Source organism: Streptococcus sp. HCA-5024 (genome assembly GCF_037890265.1).
GTDB lineage: Bacteria > Bacillota > Bacilli > Lactobacillales > Streptococcaceae > Streptococcus > Streptococcus lingualis.
Genome location: NZ_JBBKBR010000003.1, coordinates 271,720 through 291,041 on the forward strand (window position 1 = coordinate 271,720; position 19,322 = coordinate 291,041).

Annotated in this window: 7 protein-coding genes and 2 pseudogenes; 1 reads left to right on the forward strand and 8 read right to left on the reverse strand. The window is 40.8% G+C overall.

Translation table 11 applies throughout. From position 1 onward, the window contains the following. Positions 1 to 393: 393 nt before the first annotated feature. From WKT08_RS06980 to WKT08_RS07015, 8 genes and pseudogenes are all read right to left on the reverse strand, one after another. Positions 394 to 12,918, reverse strand: coding sequence for an SspB-related isopeptide-forming adhesin (locus WKT08_RS06980; protein ID WP_340281026.1), 12,525 nt, complete (start codon positions 12,916 to 12,918; stop codon positions 394 to 396). 250 nt (positions 12,919 to 13,168) lie between these two features. Further along, positions 13,169 to 13,663 (reverse strand): beta-class carbonic anhydrase, encoded by a 495-nt coding sequence (locus WKT08_RS06985; RefSeq protein ID WP_031575690.1) that lies wholly within the window; start codon positions 13,661 to 13,663, stop codon positions 13,169 to 13,171. Positions 13,664 to 13,952: 289 nt separating this feature from the next. Further along, entirely contained in the window at positions 13,953 to 15,314 is a 1,362-nt protein-coding gene (gene radA / locus WKT08_RS06990) for a DNA repair protein RadA (RefSeq protein ID WP_195423586.1), read from the reverse strand. 10 nt (positions 15,315 to 15,324) lie between these two features. Then, entirely contained in the window at positions 15,325 to 15,840 is a 516-nt protein-coding gene (locus tag WKT08_RS06995; protein ID WP_340281029.1) for a histidine phosphatase family protein, read from the reverse strand. 24 nt (positions 15,841 to 15,864) lie between these two features. Further along, positions 15,865 to 16,065: pseudogene (locus WKT08_RS07000) on the reverse strand (isochorismatase family protein); the annotation flags it as partial. Further along, a pseudogene (locus tag WKT08_RS07005) lies at positions 16,043 to 16,194 on the reverse strand (hypothetical protein); the annotation flags it as partial. The pseudogenes WKT08_RS07000 and WKT08_RS07005, both read right to left, overlap by 23 nt. A 37-nt stretch (positions 16,195 to 16,231) precedes the next feature. Continuing rightward, positions 16,232 to 16,771, reverse strand: a complete 540-nt coding sequence (locus WKT08_RS07010; protein WP_223325842.1) for a histidine phosphatase family protein — start codon at positions 16,769 to 16,771, stop codon at positions 16,232 to 16,234. Between the two features lies 1 nt (position 16,772). Next, positions 16,773 to 17,219, reverse strand: a complete 447-nt coding sequence (locus WKT08_RS07015) for a dUTP diphosphatase (RefSeq protein WP_223325841.1) — start codon at positions 17,217 to 17,219, stop codon at positions 16,773 to 16,775. Between the two features lie 447 nt (positions 17,220 to 17,666). Here WKT08_RS07015 and WKT08_RS07020 point away from each other — a divergent pair. Then, positions 17,667 to 19,322, forward strand: a 1,656-nt coding sequence (locus WKT08_RS07020; protein WP_340281031.1) for an Ig-like domain-containing protein, incomplete at its 3' end; no start/stop codon positions are given.

The following is a 19,322-nucleotide window of genomic DNA, read 5'->3' on the forward strand; positions in this document are numbered from 1 at the left end:
ATAATTATGCAAAAAAGAAACCTGTGTTTGTTTCACAAGTCTGGTCTTACTAGGGTAACTGACGACAATAAGGGTGTGAAGTACTACCACTCCAAACCCTACTGTATCCCAATTCAAAGTGGATTCATTCCCCTTGTTGCCGGCAGTTTGAAAGATCAAATTGCTTTACTAGTATACTGTTTTCTCTACTTCAAGTCAATGGAATTTTACTGAAACTAGTAACCGAATGAAATGAATATATAGAATTTTACTGAAACTTTTTCATCACATTTATGCATGTTTTTCTAAGTTTCCAATACCAAACAAAGAGGCCTTGCTCTTTCGAGCAAAGCCTCTTCCTGTTGGATCTAAAATTGTCACCTCATCAACAAGTTTGTCGATGTCACCTCAATTTTAGTCTTCGCGTTTTTTGCGTTTTGCAAGTCCCGCAAGGCCAACCATACCAAGTGCAGCACCTAACAATGCAGCAGATGCTGATTGTTCTTCACCAGTTTCAGGAAGTGCTGGAGCTGGAGGAGTTGTAGGTGTTGGTGGCGTTGGTGGTGTTGGCGGTGTTGTTGGTGGTGTTGGTGGCGTATTCGGTGGTGTTGTCGGCGGTGTATTCGGTGGTGTTGTTGGTGGTGTATTTGGCGGTGTTGTTGGTGGTGTATTTGGCGGTGTTGTTGGCGGAATAACAGTGTTGTTAAACTCTGTATCTTCTGGCAACTGAGTAATAGCCGTCAATACTTTACCGTCTTTGTTAATCATAATACCCACAGTGGCAACCATCTTATCGTATTCAACGCTAGAATCTGTGCCACGGATTTCTTCTACATGGTAGAGATGAGTTCCTTCTTCACCACGTTTGAATTCAAGATTTGAGAAGGTGATCTTACCAGCCGCATCATTGGTTACGGTTTCGATCACATTTCCTTTTTCGTCCTTAAGAACGAAGCTGAATTCACCAGCCTTCAATGCACGACCTTCCAATTTTTTAGTGAATTGGAATTGAACTTTAACTGGAATGTTGACTACACGTTTTTCAGTTGGTTTTTCTGGTTTTTCTACAGTCTTCTTAGTTGGATCGTATTGGTGTACGATTTGTGAAGCCGTATTTTCAATGTCCACACCATCTTGAGCAGATTGTTTAATTTCTGCAGGAATTTCAAACTTGTAGTAACGTCCAAAGGCCAACTTAGTTGTGTCGATAACTTGTGTATTTTCTGCGTCTCCAAGTGACTTAGTCAAGTCTGCTTTAGAAGTTGCAGAGATCACACCGTTTTCAACCTTGATATCAAATTTAGCAGTCACATCTTCGCCTGTTACAGAGTCGTAAGCTTTGATGTTTGCAACATTGATGTCAAGCTTGTCTTCTTCGTAGTCATCAGTAACACCAACAGATTGGATGTTGTGCGCTTCAGTGAACTTAGTTGTATCCAACCATACTTGGTAAACAACCTTATCGCCACGTTTCACAGTCTTAGTATTGATGTTTGCTGCTTCATTATTGTCAGCCTTATCAGCGTAAGGATTTGCGTTTGTTTCCGCAACCTTGTCTGCCAATTCTTTATCATCATCAAGAAGTGATTTACCAGTAAGGTCGAATTTCTCAGCGTTCAAGATGTATTTCTCTGGGTTGAACTCTGGAGTTTCTGGAGGAGTCACCTTGTTGTTAAATTCTTTGTCCGCAATGTCGCCAACTTTCGCGATCAGAACTTTAGCTTTTCCGTCGTGTGAAACTGTGACTGTTACATTCGCTTTCATAGTGTCGTATGTAACGGTTGCGTCAGATCCTTTAACTTCTTCTACTGTGTAGTTGTGTACGCCTTCTTGACCTTTCTTGAACTCAAGTTTAGAGAACTTAACGTTACCATCTTTATCGTTCTTCACAGTTTCAACTTCTTTACCAGTTGAATCTTTAAGAACGAAGCTGAATTCATTGGCTTTAAGCTCACGGCCTTCCATACGTTTAGTAAAGTTGAATTCTACTTCAACTGGCACGCTGTTGACACGTTTTTCAGTTGGTTTTTCAGGTTTTTCAACTTTCTTAGTAGTTGGGTTGTAGTAGTTGACTACTTGAGCCGCAGTGTTTTCGATGTCAACTCCACCTGCAACGTCGGCTTTCACTGTAGCTGGGATATCAAACTTGTAGTAACGTCCGAATTCGAATTTAGTTGTGTCGATCACTTGTGTGTTTTCTGCATCGCCAAGTGACTTCGTGAAGCCATCTTTAAGGGTTGCAGTAATCACACCGTTGTTCACAGTGATATCGAATTTAGCTGTTACATCCGCACCAGTCTTACCATCATAAGCTTTGATTGCTGAACCATCAACATCAACTTTAGCCTCATCGTAGTCATCTGAGATTCCTACTGATTGGATATGGTCTTTGTTGTTTGCGTCAAATTTAGTTGTATCCAACCATACTTGGTAAACAAGTTTTTGACCTGGTTTAACTGATTTAGTATTGATATTCGCTTTTTCGTTATTAGATGCATCGTCCGCATATGGGTTCGCATTGGTATCTGCGTACTTGTCTGCCAACTCTTTATCATCATCTAATAATGAAGTTCCAGTCAAATCAAATTCTTTTTCGTTTAGAACATATTTTTCTGGATTGAATTCTGGAGTTTCTGGAGGAGTGACACGGTTGTTAAATTCTTTATCCGCAATGTCGCCTACAGTTGCTACGAGAATCTTAGCTGTTCCGTCGTGTTTCACTGTAACTGTTACATTCGCTTTCATGGTGTCGTATGTAACGGTTGCGTCAGATCCTTTAACTTCTTCTACTGTGTAGTTGTGTACGCCTTCTTGGCCTTTCTTGAATTCAAGAGCTTTGAACTTAACGTTACCAGCCGCATCATTGCTTACAGTTTCAAGAGTATTACCTTCTGAATCTTTAAGCACGAAGCTGAATTCGTTAGCTTTCAGTTCACGGCCTTCCAAACGTTTCGTGAAGTTGAATTCTACTTCAACTGGAACGTTGTTGACACGTTTTTCAGTTGGTTTGCTTGGTTTTTCAACTTTCTTAGTAGTTGGGTTATAGTAGTTGACCACTTGAGCCGCAGTATTTTCGATGTCTACACCACCAGGTACATCAGCTTTCACTGTTGTTGGGATGTCGAACTTGTAGTAACGTCCGAATTCGAATTTAGTTGTGTCGATGACTTGTGTGTTTTCCGCATCGCCAAGTGACTTCGTGAAGCCATCTTTAAGGGTTGCAGTGATCACACCGTTGTTCACAGTGATATCGAATTTATCTGTTACTTCTGCGCCTGTTACTGAGTCGTAAGCTTTGATCTTAGTAGAATCAAGTTCCAATTTAGCTTCATCGTAGTCATCTGAGATTCCTACTGATTGGATGTTGTCCTTGTTGTTTGCGTCAAATTTAGTTGTATCAAGCCATACTTGGTAAACCAACTTGTCGCCACGGTTCACAGTCTTCGTATTCAAGTTTTGAGCTTCGTTGTTAGATGCATCGTCCGCATATGGGTTCGCATTGGTATCTGCGTACTTGTCTGCCAACTCTTTGTCATCATCAACGAGCTTGTCACCAGTGATATCGAATTTCTCTTCTGAAACAACATATTTTTCTGGTTGGAACTTAGGTTCTTCCGGAGGAGTCACACGGTTGTTAAATTCTTTATCCGCAATGTCGCCTACAGTCGCGATAAGAACTTTAGCTGTTCCATCGTGTTTCACTGTGACTGTTACATTCGCTTTCATGGTGTCGTATGTAACGGTTGCGTCAGATCCTTTAACTTCTTCTACTGTGTAGTTGTGTACGCCTTCTTGACCCTTCTTGAATTCAAGAGCTTTGAACTTAACGTTACCAGCCGCATCATTGCTTACAGTTTCAAGAGTCTTACCTTCTGAATCTTTAAGAACGAAGCTGAATTCGTTAGCTTTAAGCTCACGGCCTTCCAAGCGTTTAGTGAAGTTGAATTCCACTTCAACTGGAACGTTGTTAACACGTTTTTCAGTTGGTTTTTCAGGTTTTTCAACTTTCTTAGTCGTTGGGTTGTAGTAGTTAACTACTTGAGTCGCAGTATTTTCAATATCCGCACCGCCAGGAACGTCTGCGTTCACAGTTGCTGGAATATCAAATTTATAGTAGCGTCCAAACTCGAACTTAGTAGTGTCAATGATTTGAGTGTTTTCAGCGTCGCCAAGTGACTTAGTGAAGCCATCTTTGAGGTTAGCTGTGATTACACCGTTAGCGATTGAGATGTCAAACTTAGATGTAACATCCGCACCTGATACTGAATCGTATGCCTTGATGTCTGAAGCATTCACAGTCAACTTAGTTTCATCGAAGTCATCTGTGATACCAACTGTTTGGATGTTATCCTTGTTAGCTGCGTCGAATTTAGTTGTATCCAACCATACTTGGTAATAAAGTTTTTGGCCACGTTTAACAGTCTTAGTATTGATGTTTTCTGCTTCGTTGTTGTTTGTTTTATCAACATATGGATCAGTATTTGTTTCACCATATTTATCAGTCAACTCGGCATCATCGTCAAGAAGCTTGTTATCAGTGATAGAGAATTTCGCTGTATTCAATACATATTTCTCTGGTTGGAACTTAGGTTCTTCTGGAGGTGTGACACGGTTGTTAAATTCTTTATCCGCAATGTCGCCTACAGTCGCGATAAGAACTTTAGCTGTTCCATCGTGTTTAACTGTAACTGTTACATTCGCTTTCATTGTGTCGTATGTAACGGTTGCGTCAGATCCTTTAACTTCTTCTACTGTGTAGTTGTGAACACCTTCGTCACCCTTCTTGAATGACATAGCTGAGAACTTAACGTTACCAGATGCATCGTTCTTCACAGTTTCAAGAGTCTTACCTTCTGAATCTTTAAGAACGAAGCTGAATTCGTTGGCTTTCAGTTCACGGCCTTCCAAGCGTTTAGTGAAGTTGAATTCCACTTCAACTGGAACGTTGTTTACACGTTTTTCAGTTGGTTTGCTTGGTTTTTCAACTTTCTTAGTTGTTGGGTTGTAGTAGTTAACTACTTGAGCCGCAGTATTTTCAATATCTACACCACCAGGTACATCAGCTTTCACTTTTGTTGGGATGTCGAACTTGTAGTAACGGCCGAATTCGAATTTAGTTGTGTCGATCACTTGTGTGTTTTCTGCGTCGCCAAGTGACTTAGTGAAGCCATCTTTAAGGGTTGCAGTAATCACACCGTTGTTCACAGCGATATCGAATTTATCTGTTACTTCTGCGCCTGTTACTGAATCGTAAGCTTTGATCTTAGTAGAATCAAGTTCCAACTTCGCTTCATCGTAGTCATCTGAGATTCCTACTGATTGGATGTTGTCCTTGTTAGATGCGTCGAATTTAGTTGTATCCAACCATACTTGGTAAACCAACTTGTCGCCACGTTTAACAGTCTTCGTATTCAAGTTTTGTTTTTCGTTGTTTGATGCATCGTCCGCATATGGGTTCGCATTGGTATCTGCGTACTTGTCTGCCAATTCTTTGTCATCATCAACGAGCTTGTCGCCTGTGATATCGAATTTTTCTTCAGAAACAACGTATTTCTCTGGTTGGAACTTAGGTTCTTCTGGAGGACGAACAGTATTGTTGAACTCTTTATCAGCAGGATCTGTCACGTTTGTGATCAAGGCTTTCGCTGTACCATCATGACGAACTTCAACTGTAACGACAGCTTTCATTGTATCGTATGTAACGGTTGCGTCTGTTCCTTTAACCTCTTCTACTGTGTACTTGTAAGTACCTTCTTGACCCTTCTTGTATTTAAGGGCAGTAACAGTTTCACCAGCTTTATTAGTGTAATCTACTGGGGCAAACTTGATCTTACCAGCTGCATCGTTGGTTGCAGTTGCAATCACAACATTGTCGCTGTCTTTCAACTCGAATGTGAATTCGCCAGCTTTCAGATCACGGCCTTCCAATTTCTTAGTGAAGTTGAATTCTACTGAGATTGGAACACTGTTGACACGTTTTTCAGTTGGTTTGTTTGGTTTTTCAACAGTCTTGCTTACTGGGTTGTAGTAGTTAACAACTTGTGCTGCCTTGTTTTCGATATCTGCACCAGCTACGACATCGTCTTTCACTGTTGCTGGGATATCAAATTTATAGTAGCGTCCAAATTCAAACTTAGTAGTGTCAATGATTTGAGTGTTTTCAGCGTCGCCAAGTGACTTAGTGAAGCCATCCTTAAGGTTAGCTGTCAGAACACCATTGTTATCAGAGATATCGAATTTAGTCGTAACATCTGCACCAGTAACTGAATCGTAAACCTTGATATCTGAAGCATTAACAGTCAATTTATCCTTGTCGTAGTTATCTGTGATTCCTACTGTTTGGATGTTGTCTTTGTTGTTTGCGTCAAACTTAGTTGTATCCAACCATACTTGGTAGTAAAGTTTTTGACCACGTTCAACAGTCTTGGTATTCAAGTTTTCATCTTCGTTGTTGGCAGTTGTATCGACATATGGGTTTGTATTTGTTTCACCATATTTATCTGTCAATTCAGAATCGTCATCAACGAGCTTCGTACCTGTGATATCGAATTTCGCTTTAGAAACAACGTATTTCTCTGGTTGGAACTTAGGTTCTGTTGGTGGAGTGACACGGTTGTTGAACTCTTTATCGGCAGGATCTGTCACGTTTGTGATCAAGGCTTTCGCAGTACCATCATGACTTACTTTAACAGTTACCACTGCAGCCATTTCATCATAAGTGACAGTTGAATCTGTACCTTTCACCTCTGTTACAGTGTAAGTGTACGTACCTTCTTGACCCTTCTGGTATTTAAGGGCAGTGACAGTTTTACCAGCTTTGTTTGTGTAGTCAACTGGAGTGAACTTGAAGTTACCGTCTGCGTCGTTGGTTGCCGTTGCGATCACAACATTGTCGCTATCTTTCAACTCGAATGTGAATTCGCCAGCTTTAAGGTCGCGACCTTCCAATTTCTTAGTGAAGTTAAATTCTACTGAGATTGGAACATTGTTGACACGTTTTTCAGTTGGTTTTTCAGGTTTTTCAACTTTCTTAGTCGTTGGGTTGTAGTAGTTTACAACTTGAGCCGCAGTATTTTCGATATCTGCACCAGCTACAACATCGTCTTTCACTGTTGTTGGGATATCAAATTTATAGTAACGTCCGAATTCGAATTTAGTTGTGTCGATGACTTGTGTGTTTTCTGCATCGCCAAGTGACTTCGTGAAGCCAGCTTTCAAGTTAGCAGTGATCACGCCGTTGTTGACAGCGATATCGAATTTATCAGTTACTTCTGCACCTGTTACAGAGTCGTAAGCTTTGATGTCAGCTGCATTAAGATTTAATTTCGCTTCATCATAGTTATCTGAGATACCAACTGTTTGGATGTTGTCCTTGTTAGCTGCGTCAAATTTAGTTGTATCCAACCATACTTGGTAAACCAATTTAGAACCACGTTCAACAGTCTTGGTATTCAAGTTTTCTGCTTCGTTGTTTGATGCATCGTCTGCATATGGGTTCGCATTCGTATCTGCGTACTTGTCTGCCAACTCTCTATCATCGTCAACAAGCTTGTCACCAGTGATATCGTATTTCTCTTTAGAAACAACGTATTTCTCTGGTTGGAACTTAGGTTCTGTTGGAGGAGTTACACGGTTGTTAAATTCTTTATCAGCTGCATCTGTTACGTTGGCAACAATTGCTTTTGCTGTACCATCGTGTGAAACAACTACTTTAACAGTAGCAACCATTGTGTCGTATTTGACAGTTGCATCTGTACCAGGAGTTTCTTCTACTGTGTAGTTGTATGTCTTACCAAGATCATCGCGACCGAACTCAAGAGTCTTGAAGACAATCTTACCAGCAGCGTCATTCTTCACGCGTTCAACTTCAACGCCGTCTTTCTTCAATACGAATTCGAATTCCTTGGCTTGAAGTTCACGACCTTCCAAACGTTTAGTGAAGTTCATTTCCACTGGAACTGGAACGCTGTTGACACGTTTTTGTGTTGGTTTTTCAGGTTTTTCAACTGTTTTGCTTACTGGGTTGTAAACGTGAACTGTTTGGTTGGCTGTATTTTCAATATCAGCACCAGCTTTAACAGATTCTTTAACAGTTGCTGGGATATCAAATTTATAGTAACGTCCAAACTCGAACTTAGTTGTGTCGATAACAGGAGCGTTTACTTTATCTTTGATAAATTCATCTTTAGAAGTTGCAGTGATCGTACCATTTTCAACTTTGATGTCGAATTTATTGGTTACTTCTGCACCAGTTACTGAATCATATGCTTTGATATCCGCTGCATTGACGTCCAATTTATCAGCGTCGTATGTATCAGATACACCAACGTATTGGATGTTGTTTGCTTCTGTGAATTTCGTAGTATCAAGCCATACTTGGTAAACCAATTTAGAACCACGTTTAACTGTCTTGGTATTCAAGTTTTCTGGTTCGTTGTTAGTTGTCTTGTCTACATATGGATCCGCATTTGTTTCAGTGTATTCATTTGTCAACTCATCGTCGTCATCCATCAACTTGTTACCAGTGATGTCATATTTCTCTTTAGAAACGACAAATTTTTCTGGTTGGAATTCTGGAGTTTCTGGAGGAGTAACTTTGTTGTTGAATTCTTTATCTGCAGTACCATCAGTAGCCTTACCATTGGCATCTTTACCACCAGTTGAAGTCACGTTTGTAACAGTTGTCAATGAGTGACCGTTCTTGGCAACTTCAACTGTAACAGTTGCTTTCATTTGGTCGTAAGTCATTCCGAATTCTTTGTTTGCAGGAATCACTTCTTCTACTGTATAGGTATGAGTACCAACTTTTGTATTGTCGAATGACAATTCTGAGAAGGTTACCGTACCATCAGCTTTATTGGTTACTGTTTCAACTTCTCGTCCGTTAGCATCTTTAAGGATGAATTTGAATTCTCCATCTTTAAGCTCACGGCCAGCCAACTTCTTAGTGAAGTCAAATTTCGTTACAACTGGAGAAACCACATAGTTGTTGAACTCTGTGTCTTCAGGCATTGTAACAGCAGTGCTCAAGAGACCTGTAGCAGCATCTTTAGTAACTTTAACTTTCACTTCTGCGTTCATTGTATCGTAATCGATATTTGTATCGTTACCAGCTTTTTCACGCACAGTGTAAGTGTGTTCACCTTCAGCGCTGTATTCAATAGCATCAAATGTGATTGAACCATCTGCTGCATTTTTCTTAGTTTGAATAACGTTGTTGTTTTCAAGCAATTCAAACTCGAAGGCACCTGCTTCAAGTGCTTTACCTTCAAGACGTTTAGTGAACTTGAATTGAGCTTGTGTAGCAGCAGGTGTGAAGGTATTGTTGAACTCTGTATCTGTTGGAAGAGTTGCAACAGCAGTAAGCGCATGACCAGACTTCGTAACCGTTACTGTTACGTTTGCTTTCATTGGGTCATAAGTCATACCTGCTTCAGAACCTTGAACTTCTTCTACAGTGTACTTGTGGTCACCCACTTGAGCATTTGTGAATGTCAATGCGTCAAATTTAACTTTACCGTTGACATCATTTTGTTTTGTTTGAATGACTTTACCATCTTTGTCTTTCAATACAAAGCTAAATTCACCAGCTTTCAAGTCACGACCTGCAAGAGCTTTGCTGAAGTCGAATTGAGCAGTCACAGGAGCCACAACGTGGTTGTTGAATATCTTGTCATCCTTACCAGTTGCTTCACCACCTGTTGAAGTCATTTCAGTCTTGGCACTCAAAAGACCTGTTGCAGCATCTTTTGTAACAGTTACTTTCACGCCGATTGTCATTTCATCGTAGTCTACATCGGCATTGTTGCCTTTCACTTCTTTAACAGTGTAGTTGTAGACACCTTCTTTATCAAATGACAATTCGCTAAAGTTAATCTTACCGTTAGCTTTGTTGGTTACAGTTTCATTAACATTGTTATCACCAGTCAAGGTAAAGCTGAAATCACCAGCATTCAAAGTACCGTTTGAAAGTGATTTATCAAAGTCAAGGTTAACTTTCACCGCACCTGGAGTGAAGGTATTGTTGAACTCTGTGTCCTCTGGAAGCATATTAAACGCTTTAAGTACATGACCTTCCTTCGTAACAGTGATCGTCACTTCAGCCTTCATTGTATCGTAAGTCATACCAGCTTCTTTATCTGCTGGAATAACTTCTTCAACTGTGTAATTGTGAGTACCAACTTGAGCTTTTGTAAATGTCAAGTCGTCAAAAGCGATCACACCATTTGCTTTGTTCTTTTTCGTTTGAATAACATTTCCAGATTCATCTTTAAGAACGAAAGTAAACTCATCATCTTGTAACTTACGACCTGCAAGAGCCTTACTAAAATCAAACTTGGTCTTAACTGGGGCTACTACGAAGTTGTTGAATTCAGTGTCATCATTGGCTGGAAGTGATGGATTTTTTGCAACGCCATTACTGTCTTGACCACCAGTTGAAGAGTATGCAACACTATATCCATACTCACCTAATTTTTTACCGGTGGCATCTTTCTTTTCTTTAACTGTAACGGTTGCAGTAACACTCATACCATCATAGTCGACGTCTGAGTCTGTACCAGCTTTTTCAGTAATGATGTACTTGTAGACACCTTCTTTGTCCAAAGTGATCAACGGTACTGTCTTTTTATTGCCATCTGCTTGAGTCAATTCTTTAGATTTAAAGATTACAGATCCATCTGCTTTATTCTTCACATCCTCATCAATAGCTGGTGTATTTTCATCAGCATTCTTGATGTTGAAAGTAAAGTCCCCGTCGCGTAAGATACGTTTATTTGTCGTATTTAAGTCGGTTAAAGTTTTTGTAACCTTCAATTCCACATCAATTGGGGCAATCTTTTCATAGTAATAAACTGGTTGTTTGTATGGTGTCAAAGAGTTGAGCAAGTCAACGTTTGTACCAATACCATTTACCCCACGAATCAATTGTTCGTTTGGAGAAAGGTGTCCAATATTATCTCCCAAGAATGGAACAAAGACAGTCTTATACGGTGTGTATCCAGCAGCTTTTTGGAAGTCAAATGGAACTTCTTTACCATTTGCATAGGTTACACCTTTACTATCTGTGAAAGGAATTGTGTGAAGTGGTGATTTCTTAACAGCTAATTCTTGTTTGTTATAATCACCAGGTTTAATCGGCTTCGTTTCTGCTAGCAACATGTAGCCATCAGTGCTCAAGCTACCGTCAGAACGTTTGCTTTGTTGTTTTGGATCTAGAAGGTAAACACGAACGACTACAGTTCCATCTTCACCTACGATTTCTTTAATCCGTTTAATTCCTGCACGCTCAGCGTCCATGAATTTAGTTCCAACTTTGTAAGGACGACTTACATAACCTGATTGATCATTTGCATCAGCTGCTTGATACAATTTATAGCCATCAAATTGACGCTCTCCAGATGCTGTGAAGTTTTGCCCTTCCATAGCTTTAAGGGTGTATGAAGCCAAGTTTACTTCATTGCCATTTTCTTTATAATCTTGAACATTTACATCTGTTTTATTCGCATTAAATGTTGGATTATTTTTATCAACTACTTTATAGTAAGTTGTTTTATTAACTGCTGCTGGAATCTTAGCATTGGTATCCGTAATCGTACGACCGTTATAAGCTGGTTCTACAACGTTGATAATATCTGTTGATGTACGAGCAGCATAAACAGCATCGTATAATTTTTGTTCGTCACGTGTTAGTTGGTGTCCTGGAGCTACTAAAGCTTGAATACTTGCCCCGACTTCATAACCATATTGAATAAATGGTTGGTCCGTTTTACCAGGTCCAGCTCCTGTACCTGGATCGTAATCAACTTGCCAAGTTAATTCTCCTCTAGATGCAGTAGCAGTAGTAGTGAATTTTTGAATACCACTAGATGCAGTAATTTTTCTAGTTTCTACTACATTACCTGTATTTTTATCAATTAATTCTACAGTAGTATCAGTAGAATCATTAAATCCCTTGTAAGCACGTGTGTAGTAGTTTGTATTGTAACGTTCATTAAAGCGAGTGAGGTCTACGATGCTATAAGTATAGACATCGCCTTCTTTAGCAGCGTAACCAGCTGGCACCGTTTGAGATGAAACAGTTGCACCGTTTGGATTTTCCATATCAGGTGTAGCAACTTCACCGTCTTTTAGGAAAGTTGCTACAGCAACCGGCTCGTTATTGTGGTCTGTAGCAGCACGACGTCCACGACGGCTACGACTTGTTGCCAAAGCACCAGCATTCGTCAAATCAGTTGCTGCACGATCGAGTGATGCGCCACGATCTGTTGCTGCTGGATCTGCTTGCGCAGCTGGTTTGGTATCAGTGATTGGAGCTGCTGAACTTACAGTAGCTGAAAAAGTAGTCGTTCCTGCTGGTGTAGCTGCTTCTTCTCTTGCAGCTGCTCTTTCTGAGCTTTCACCTGCTGCAGCAGGAGTTGCAGTAGGTTGAGCTGTGGTAGCCGCTGTTGTAGAAGCTGGTTTAGAGCTTGACTCTTTTTTCTTCTCTACAGGTTTGCTGGTTTCTGATGACGCTGTCGTTTTTGGAGCTTCTTCAGATTTTTTAGTTTCAGCTTTAGCTGGTTTTGCAGCTTCTTCAGCTTTAGCTTCCTTGTTTTCTGTAGCAGCTGGTGTTTCAACTACTTCAGCTTTTTCAGTTGCTGGAGCTGGTGTTTCTGAAGTTGCAGCAGCAGTCCCAGAAAGGTCAATTTTTGGAACTGATGCTCCTTCCCCGTATGCCTTAGAAGCAGCTGGTGCTTCTGATTGACTTGACTCTGTTGTAGCAGGTTGTACTGCTTCTGAAGTTGCTGTTCCTGCAGATTCAGAAGGTGCTGTTGCTTCATCCGCTGACGCAGATTGAGCTCCTGCAGCAAAGAGTGCCGTTCCTAAAAGAACTGAACAAACCCCAACGCTATATTTTCGCAATGAAAAGCGCTGACGCTTATTAAATACATCCTTCATTTATAGGATCTCCTTTTTCATATTTCATGATTCCATGATACAAATAAAATTGTAACATCCTTGACATCGAGAGTCAATCTGTTGAAATTAATTTGTAATATTCTTGTTAAAATGTCATATTATACCACATATTTTTTAACAATTTGTGCTAAATTGTCACATTTTTTCCTATCCGGTTCACTTTTTTTACACCAAAAAAAGAATACAGGAAAACAAAGATCGTTCTGTCTTCCTATACTCTTCTATCTGCTTATTTCACTTCTGAGATCAATCCGGTGTCCACATCATACACAGCTCCTGAAATCACCACATCCTCTGGAATCAAAGGGGAAGCTTTTAAAAGCTCCATATCTTCACGGACACTCTCTTCAATGTCTTGAAAGGGAAGGAAGTCACGATCTCCCACATCCACTCCCAGTTCTTTCTTGAGATGCTGACGGAAACCCTCGTTTTCAAAGGTCTGTGCGCCACAGTCTGTATGGTGCAAGACCACAATTTCACGGGTTCCCATTTGCTGCTGGGAAATGACCAAGGAGCGGATCATGTCCTCTGTCACGCGCCCTCCAGCATTCCGCAAAATATGGGCATCTCCAAGAGCCAGACCTAGTGCCGGCGCCACGTGAAGACGGGAATCCATACAGGTCACAATGGCTACTTGTGTTTTGGGCTTAATCGGAAGACGGAGGTCTCCATGTAGCGCCACATAAGCTTGGTTAGCTGTTAAAAAATTATCAAAATAAGACATGGTCTCTCCTTCATTCCTTTGAAATTCAAATTATCTATTATTTTACCATATCCGATCCTTTCTGTCAGGGGATACCTCCTGTCATCTGTCACATCTGAAAAAAGAAAGTGGGACAGAAATCGGTAATTCGTTAGAATTCGATTTCGTCGTCTAACCTCCGCACAGTTGAGTAGGGCTGTAAAAGCTGATGAAATCAGCGTAGTAGAGCCCACTCAACCACTGCGTTTTGCTCGACAATCCAAAAACAATTAAGAGGCTAGGACTTTTGTCCCAGCCTCCTTTTCTACTATTAAAATACTTTCTTCAAGACTTCAGACAGTGTACTCACACCGACAACTTCGATCCCTGATGGTGTCGAAATCCCCGTCAGAGAATTTTTCGGAACATAAATCTTGGTAAAACCAAGTTTGGCAGCTTCATTGATCCGTTGTTCGATCCGATTGACTCGGCGAACTTCTCCTGTCAAGCCCAGCTCTCCAACGAAACACTCTTGGGGGTTAGTTGGTTTGTCCTTGTAGCTGGAAGCAATGGCTACGGCTACGGCTAGGTCGATAGCTGGTTCATCCAACTTGACACCACCTGCAGACTTGAGGTAGGCATCCTGATTTTGAAGGAGCAAACCCGCTCGTTTTTCTAGCACTGCCATGATGAGACTGGCCCGATTGAAATCAAGCCCTGTCGTCGTCCGCTTGGCATTTCCAAACATGGTTGGCGTCACCAAGGCCTGCACCTCCGCCAAAATCGGACGCGTCCCTTCCATTGTCACAACGATGGACGAGCCAGTCGCCCCATCCAAGCGTTCTTCCAGAAAGACCTGACTCGGATTGAGGACCTCAACCAGTCCACCTGATTGCATCTCGAAAATCCCGATTTCATTAGTGGAACCAAAACGATTTTTGACTGCTCTCAAGATACGGAAGGTATGGTGGCGTTCGCCCTCAAAGTAGAGTACCGTATCCACCATATGTTCCAGCATCCGAGGACCTGCCAAGGTTCCTTCCTTTGTTACGTGCCCAACGATAAAGATGGCAATATTATTGGTCTTAGCCAGCTGCATGAGTTCAGCCGTTACTTCCCGCACCTGAGAAACCGATCCTTGTACCCCTGAAATCTCAGGAGACATAATGGTCTGGATCGAGTCGATGATAAGAAAGTCAGGTTGGATGCGTTCCACTTCCGCACGCACGCTTTGCATATTGGTCTCAGCGTAGAGGTAAAACTCGCTATCGATATCTCCCAAGCGCTCTGCTCGTAACTTAATCTGCTGAGCCGACTCCTCACCACTGACATAGAGAACGGTCCCTACTTGAGACAACTGGGTTGAGACTTGTAAGAGGAGGGTCGATTTCCCAATCCCTGGATCGCCACCAATTAGGACGAGACTTCCTGGGACGACACCGCCTCCAAGGACGCGGTTGAATTCCTCCATCTCCGTCTTGGTCCGATGGACATTGATGGAGGTCACCTCCGCCAGTTTCATGGGTTTGGTCTTTTCACCCGTCAAGGACACTCGTGCATTCTTGACCTCTGCGACCTCGACCTCCTCGACAAAGGAAGACCAAGAACCACAGTTGGGACAGCGCCCTAGATATTTGGGTGAATTGTAGGCACAATTTTGACAAATAAATGTCGTTTTTTTCTTAGCGATGATAAACCTCTTTCTAAATCTCTATCTCACACTCAATCACTTGGCAAAAATCAATGGTTTCATTCGGTACAAATTGACGCATGAGCATGCGATGGGCTACAACTACCACAGTTTGATGTTCCCGATACTTAGCCATGCATTCTAGAAAACGAGACTTCATCTCTACAGCTGTCTCATATTGAACAGGAGAATTCGGGAGCAACTCCCCCTTGTTTTCTAAAAACAGACATCTAGCTGTCTCAAAGTTCTCTATACCTGTTTCATAAACCTGCCATTCATGCAATAATGGCTCTACCCTCAAAGGAAGTCCCGTAGCACAGGATACATAAAAAGCCGTTTCTAAAGCTCGCGTCACTGCTGAAGCTACTAGCAGATCAGCTGATTGGAACAAGGGGTTTTGGCAAAGGTCCTGAGCCTGTTTCCTCCCCTTCTCAGATAAGGGAGCCAAATCTATCCCGAATCCAGTATAGGAACGTTCCTCTAACTCACGGTAATCTGGCTCTCCATGACGGATAAAAATAATTTTCATATTAAGCTCCCCATAAAACTATTAATTCTCCTTGGTAGCTGACAAAACGGAAGCCTTAACACAGCCTTTGCCATCTACCCCTATAAACTCTATGCTTTTAGCACCGTTTTCCTCTAAAAAATCTTTTAAATCTGGATTAGTAAAGCAAGAAGCCCGACGCTTCTCAAAGATACGAGAAGATACAAGCAGCAAGCCGGTCGCAAATTTCTTCTTTCTGTCTTTTCTCCCCCGTCAAGGACACACGCGCATTCTTGACCTCTGCAACCTCAACCTCCTCAACAAAAGAAGACCAAGACCCACAGTTTGGACAGCGCCCTATATACTTGGGGAATTATATTCACAATTTTGACACACAAATGTCGCCTTTTTCTTTGCGATAATAAAGCTCTTTCTACATCTCTATCTCACATTCAATCACTTGGCAAAAATCAATCTTCTCGTCTGGTACAAATTGGCGCATGAGCATTCCGTGAGTTACAATGATAATAGTTTTATAATCTTTATATTTTTCCAAAGCTCTTAAAAAACGATGACGCATCTCTAGATCAGTTTCATAGCGATAAGGAGAATCTTCAGATAAAACTCCTTGATGTTTTAGATAATATTCATGAGCTACCAATACACTAGTTAAATCAGAGTTAGTACCATCTATGTCTGGACGCCACTCATGAAAAAACGGCTCCACAAATAAGTCCAATCCTGTTTCAACTGCTATATAATGTGCTGTTTCTAAAGCCCTCGTCACAGACGATGAAATAATAATCTCTGCCTTTCCAAAACATGCAGTTTTAGCAACTTCTTTTGCCAGACTACGACCTTTTTCTGTCAATGGTGCTAAATCACGACCAAAACCACTATAGAGTCGCGGATTTTCAAGTTTATCAAGCATACTATAATCTGGCTCCCCATGACGGACAAAGATAATCTTCATCTTAGTGCCCTGTTGACCCAAATCCACCGGTCCGTACTCCATCCGCCTCATCTCCATCTGCAATTAAGAAAGGAGCAAAGACAGCCTGAACCACACGTTCCCCAACTTCAAGAACAACTTCCTGATCGGTAATATTTTTCATCTGAGCAAAGATATGGCCTTCATTTCCTGGATTGCCATAGTAGTCTCCATCAATAACCCCCACAGAGTTGATCAAGACCAGACCTTTTTTACGAGGATTAGAGGAACGGTCATAGAGATAGAGCACCTCACCCGCTTGCATATAAGCCTTGACCCCAGTTGGGACTAGGACGATTTCTCCTGGTGCAATCACTGTGCGCTCGGCTACCTTCAAATCATAGCCAGCCGCATGGGTCGTCTCCCGTTTTGGCAACAAGTCCTGATTGGTATAGCTTGATACAAGTTCAAATCCACGAATTTTTGTCATCATCATTCCTCTTTCATTCTAAAATGTTTCTATCTCTTCTATTATACCATCACTTTGGTCTAGCGTCTCCCCTATACTACTATTCGTATTTTTTTAATAATGTCATTCATTTTTCTGCTCATTTTACGCACCTTTGGATATTTTATGACAGTTTCATGCATGTATTCTGAAAATTTTAGAAAGTAAATGAAAAAGCATTTTAATAGATAATTTGTGCAAAAATTCACTCTTTTTAGCTTGAAGCAACTCATTATTTTTGCTATAATTCCCTTTGTAGGGAATAATTTTAAAAGTAAAATATTTTCCTTGCTAAAACAAATATATTTAGGTCTTTCTCAAGATTCAATTTGGGGAGTGGGAGATCTTACGGAGCCTATACAGATCTCAACCAGTTTTACCATATTGTTTCGTGGGAATAGGATTTTTATGGAAAAAGGGGAAGATAAAATGGATAATAGAAAAAATATCAAAATTTTCACATTTATCCTTGCTTTATTAACGGTTCTCTTCACTCTCGGCCTGACCAAAACGTCAGCCGAGACACCTGGAGTAACCGTTAGCGGTAAATTCGTGGATACGATTAAGAATATTCAAGTATCCAGTAATGAAGGCGGAAATCTGAATTGGGAATTAGGACAATGGGCAACGTTCCGTATTAATGCTAATTTCGACTTAACTGGTAAGGATGTTAAAGCAGGAGATACCACAGACATCACTGTACCAGATGCCTTAATTATTACTTCAAATAGTTTTGATATCAAAGTTGACGGTACCAAGGAAGTGATTGCTCATGCAAAGGTTGACAAGGATAATAAAAAAATCTCCTTAACTTACACCGATTATGCAGAAAATCACTCAGATACTAAGGGATCGTTTTTCTTCTATGCCCGTATCGACTTCAAGAAGCACCCTCAACAAGGAGAAATTCCGGTTGAAGTGACGGTTAACAACAAAACAACTATTGCAGGTAAAGTTACCTTTAAAGGTGTTGGGGATGGTAATCCAAACCTTTTAAAGAAAACAAGTTGGGTTCACTCAGATGACCCTAGGACTATTTCCTATACCATTTCTGTGAACCAGCTAAAGGAAAATATGAAAGAGGTAACAGTAGAAGACAATTTGCAATTTACCAATGCTTCTTACGTTAAAGATAGTTTTCGTGTGACAAAAGGTGAGATGTCTTATGTCGATGGTGAATGGCAATTTAATAATACTAAGGATGTAACCAATGAACATCCTGTTACTGTTGGTGAAAATGGTCAATCATTTGTTGTGAATCTTGGAGATATCAGTGAGACGGATCAATACCGTATTACGTATGATGTCCATTTAAATTACTCACCAGTCGATGGGGAAGTCTTAAATAACCAGGCTACTTTAAAAGGTAAGAACATTAAGACTAAAGAAGTAGTAAATCCAGCCACCGTTCAAATTGCTGGTGGTTCTGGTATTGGTTATGTCTTTACCATTAACATCCATAAAGTGGGCGACGCGAATCAACCACTTGCTGGAGCTAAATTCAAAGTGGTTCGTCAAGCCAACAACCAAGTAATCGGTGAATATGTGACCGATAAAGATGGGAATATCACAGTCAATGGTCTTTTAAAAGATAAATACATCTTAACTGAGTTACAAGCACCTGAAGGTTATACCATTACTACTGCTGATACCCCAGTTAATGCTGAAGATTTTAGCGAAACGGATCATGCGGTAACGAAGACAATCGTCAATCCAAAAGCAAAACCTAAAGCAACTCAAGCTACCATCGAACTAGATAAAACTCTTACAGGACGTGATCTAACAGATGGCGAATTCAGCTTTGAATTGTACGAGGGTGCTAACAAGCTTCAAACTGTTACAAACAAAAACGGAAAAGTAACATTTGCACCAATTGAGTACACCGAAGAAGGTGAACACACTTACACTGTTAAGGAAGTAGCTGGAAATACACCAGGTATTACCTATGACAAGACTGATAAACAAGTAACTGTTAAGGTGAAAAAAGATGGCGACAACCTGAAAGCAGATGTGGCTTATCCAGATAATAAAACCTTCTCAAATACTTATACGGCTCCTCAACCAGCAAAAGCTAAAATTTCAGCT